Annotated in this window: 5 protein-coding genes; 3 read left to right on the forward strand and 2 right to left on the reverse strand. The window is 66.7% G+C overall.

What is annotated here, in order from left to right; translation table 11 throughout:
• Positions 1-12: 12 nt before the first annotated feature.
• Entirely contained in the window at positions 13-348 is a 336-nt protein-coding gene (locus tag WAN71_RS21665; RefSeq protein ID WP_422227300.1) for a DUF732 domain-containing protein, read from the forward strand.
• On the opposite strand, the gene WAN71_RS21670 is transcribed toward WAN71_RS21665, so the two are convergent.
• On the reverse strand, positions 345-626 hold the full coding sequence (locus WAN71_RS21670) for a DUF3017 domain-containing protein (RefSeq protein ID WP_331512294.1): 282 nt from the start codon (positions 624-626) through the stop codon (positions 345-347). The two genes, WAN71_RS21665 and WAN71_RS21670, sit on opposite strands and share 4 nt — an antisense overlap.
• Positions 623-1,468 carry a bifunctional methylenetetrahydrofolate dehydrogenase/methenyltetrahydrofolate cyclohydrolase gene (locus WAN71_RS21675; RefSeq protein WP_422227297.1) on the reverse strand — a complete coding sequence of 282 codons (846 nt, stop codon included), beginning with the start codon at positions 1,466-1,468 and terminating at the stop codon, positions 623-625. The genes WAN71_RS21670 and WAN71_RS21675 overlap by 4 nt, the downstream gene beginning before the upstream one ends.
• A gap of 36 nt (positions 1,469-1,504) precedes the next feature.
• Between WAN71_RS21675 and WAN71_RS21680 the strand changes: the two genes are divergently transcribed.
• Both WAN71_RS21680 and WAN71_RS21685 read left to right on the forward strand, forming a co-directional pair.
• The gene (locus WAN71_RS21680; RefSeq protein WP_422227298.1) at positions 1,505-2,707 is read left to right on the forward strand and encodes an NADH:flavin oxidoreductase; all 1,203 of its coding nucleotides are present in this window, start codon (positions 1,505-1,507) and stop codon (positions 2,705-2,707) included.
• A gap of 202 nt (positions 2,708-2,909) precedes the next feature.
• Positions 2,910-3,272, forward strand: a 363-nt coding sequence (locus tag WAN71_RS21685; RefSeq protein WP_422227299.1) for an FHA domain-containing protein, incomplete at its 3' end; no start/stop codon positions are given.

Below are 3,272 nucleotides of genomic sequence, written 5' to 3' on the forward strand. Positions count from 1 at the left end.
GGTCTCGGGTGTCTGATCACGGCAGCGACCACGTTCTCGACGCCGGGCGAGGCAGATCCCAACGACGACTTCATCGACGCACTCAGCCACGCCGGCATCGAGTATGGCGAACCGGGCAACGCGATGGCCGTCGGCGAGTCCATCTGCCCGATGATCGCCCAGCCGGGCGGTAGCTTCGCGGCCGCCGCATCGGGTGTCGCCCGCCGCGGCATGTCACCGCAAGCGGCCCGGATGTTCACCACCATCGCGATCCGCACATATTGCCCCGAGCAGATGGCAAACCTGCTGGGCGGCAACCCTTCTGGTCCGCCACAGGTCCCCGGCGTGACGGGAATTCCGGGGGTCTAACGCGTCCCCAGCGGGTCTATGGTCCACGCGATATAGACCATCGCCGCCGCGACGGTCGCCATGGTCGCAAAGTCAATTCCCTTGCTGCGCACCACCAGAAGTCCGGCACGGTCTTCGGTGAGCGCCAGCCGCAACACGGCGGCGACCCCAACCCCGATGCCGATCAGCAGTGCGCCACGGCGCCAGAAGTTCGCCGCCGCCAGGCTGAACGCCACGACGAAAATCAGCACCACCGACACGATCGGCCATTGCGGGCGGAGCAGGCTGCGCACGCTCATTGCGCTTCGGCCAACTCGACAACGTTGGTCAGCAGAAACGCACGAGTCAACGGGCCCACGCCGCCTGGATTCGGCGACACGTGGCCGGCTACCTCCCAGACATCGGGATGCACGTCGCCAGCCAGCTTGCCGTCCACCCGGCTGACGCCCACATCAATCACGGTCGCGCCCGGGCGCACCATGTCGGCCGTCAGCATGTGCGGCACCCCGACCCCGGCCACGATGATGTCCGCCTGCTTGGTCAGCGCGGGAAGGTCACGAGTTCCGGTGTGGCACAACGTCACCGTCGCATTCTCCGAGCGGCGGGTCAGCAACAGGCCCAGTGGACGGCCAACCGTTACGCCGCGGCCGATGACGACCACGTGCGCGCCGGCGATCTCTACGTCGAAGCGCCGCAACAGGTGCACGATGCCGCGCGGAGTGCAGGGCAGCGGCGCCGGCGTATTCAGCACCAGCCGGCCCAGATTCGTCGGATGCAACCCGTCGGCGTCCTTGGCCGGATCGACGCGCTCCAAAGCCGCGTTCTCGTCGAGCTGCTTCGGCAGCGGCAACTGGACGATGTAGCCGGTGCACTCGGGGTTGGCGTTGAGTTCGTCGATGGTGTCATTCAGCTTCGCCTGGCTGATGTCGGCGGGCAGGTCGCGGCGCAGCGAGGTGATGCCGACCTTGGCGCAGTCGGAATGCTTTCCGCGGACGTAGGCCTGCGAGCCCGGGTCGTCTCCCACCAGGATCGTGCCGAGGCCCGGTGTCCGCCCTGAAGCGGTCAAAGCCGCCACCCGTTGCGTCAAATCGACGAAGATCTCGTCGCGCGTGACTTTGCCGTCCAACGTGATCGCACCCACGCCTGACAGTCTTCCATGCCCGCGTACGCTCCCCGTATGTCTAGCCCTCCGGACGTCCTTAGCCCCGCCAAGCTGGGCCCGATCACCCTGCGTAACCGCATCATCAAGTCCGCCACCTTCGAGGCCCGCACACCCAACGCACTGGTCAGCGACGACCTGATCGAATATCACCGGCTGCCCGCCGCCGGCGGGGTCGGCATGACCACGGTCGCGTACTGCGCGGTGTCCCAGGGTGGCCGCACCGAAGGCAACGGAATCTGGATGCGTCCGGAGGCGGTGCCCGGGTTCCGTCGGCTCACCGACGCGATCCACGCCGAGGGCGCGGCGGTCAGCGCTCAGATCGGCCACGCCGGTCCCGTTGCCAACGCCAAAACTAACAAGGCCACCGCCCTGGCGCCGGTGCGGTTCTTCAACCCCATCGGCATGCGGTTCGCCAAGAAGGCGACCCGCGACGACATCGATGAGGTTATCGCCGGACACGCCAACGCCGCCCGACTCGCCATCGAAGCAGGCTTCGACGCCGTCGAAATCCATTTGGGTCACAACTATTTGGCGAGTTCCTTTCTCTCTCCGTTGATCAATCGGCGCGCCGACGAGTTCGGCGGATCGTTGGAGAACCGCGCCAAGGTCGCCCGCGGGATGGTGCTGGCCGTTCGACGCGCGGTGGATAACGAGGGCACGCCAATCGCGGTGACCGCCAAGCTCAACATGGCTGATGGTGTGCGCGGCGGTATCCCGGTCGAAGAGGCGCTGACCACGGCCAAGTGGTTGCAGGACGACGGTGGGCTGGACGCGATCGAGCTGACCGCGGGCAGCTCACTGGTCAACCCGATGTATCTGTTCCGCGGCGACGCACCGCTCAAGGAGTTCGCCGGTGCCTTCAAGCCGCCGCTGCGCTGGGGCATGCGCATGACGGGCAAGAAGTTTTTGCGCGAGTACCCCTACCGCGAGGCCTATCTGCTGCGCGACGCCAAGCTGTTCCGCGCCGAGTTGACGATGCCGCTGATCCTGCTCGGCGGCATCACCAACCGGACGACCATGGACCTGGCCATGGCGGAGGGATTTGATTTTGTGGCGATGGGTCGCGCCCTGCTCGCTGAACCCGATCTGATCAACCGAATCGCCGCCGACGGGGCTGCGCATACCGTGCATTCGGCGTGTACGCACTGCAACCAGTGCATGCCGACGATCTACAGCCGCACCCACTGCGTGGTGACCGGCGCCCCCGACGCCCGGTGACGATGCGGGCCCGGCGCGGCCCGCTGAGGAGGCGGGCAATCAGACCACGCCCGGTGACGATGCGGGCCGGCACGGCCCGCTGAGGAGGCGGGCAATCAGAGCCGGCCCGGTGAAGATGCGCCGGCGCTTCGTGTCGGTCTGAGACGATTGTGCGGCAGCCGATAAGGTCGGAGCAGTGAGCCAAGCAGCTAAGGTTGGGGCGATGAGTCAAGCAGCGCCGCCCGTGCTGACAGTCCGCTATGACGGATCTCAACGCACTTTCGCCGCGGGCCATGACGTAGTTGTCGGGCGCGATCTGCGCGCCGACATGCGCATCACGCATCCGCTCATCTCGCGCGCGCATCTACTGCTGCGCTTCGAGCAAGGGCGCTGGCTCGCCATCGACAACGGCTCGTTGAACGGGACCTACGTCAATGGGCGTCGGGTACCGGTTGTCGACATTCACGACGGCCAGACCATCAACATCGGCAATCCAGACGGACCCCAACTTGCATTCGAGGTCGGTCACCACGCCGGCATGGCCGGCCGGCCACCGCAAACCGCGTCGATGCGCGCTGTCCAACCG

Source organism: Mycobacterium sp. (assembly GCF_049280035.1).
GTDB lineage: Bacteria > Actinomycetota > Actinomycetes > Mycobacteriales > Mycobacteriaceae > Mycobacterium.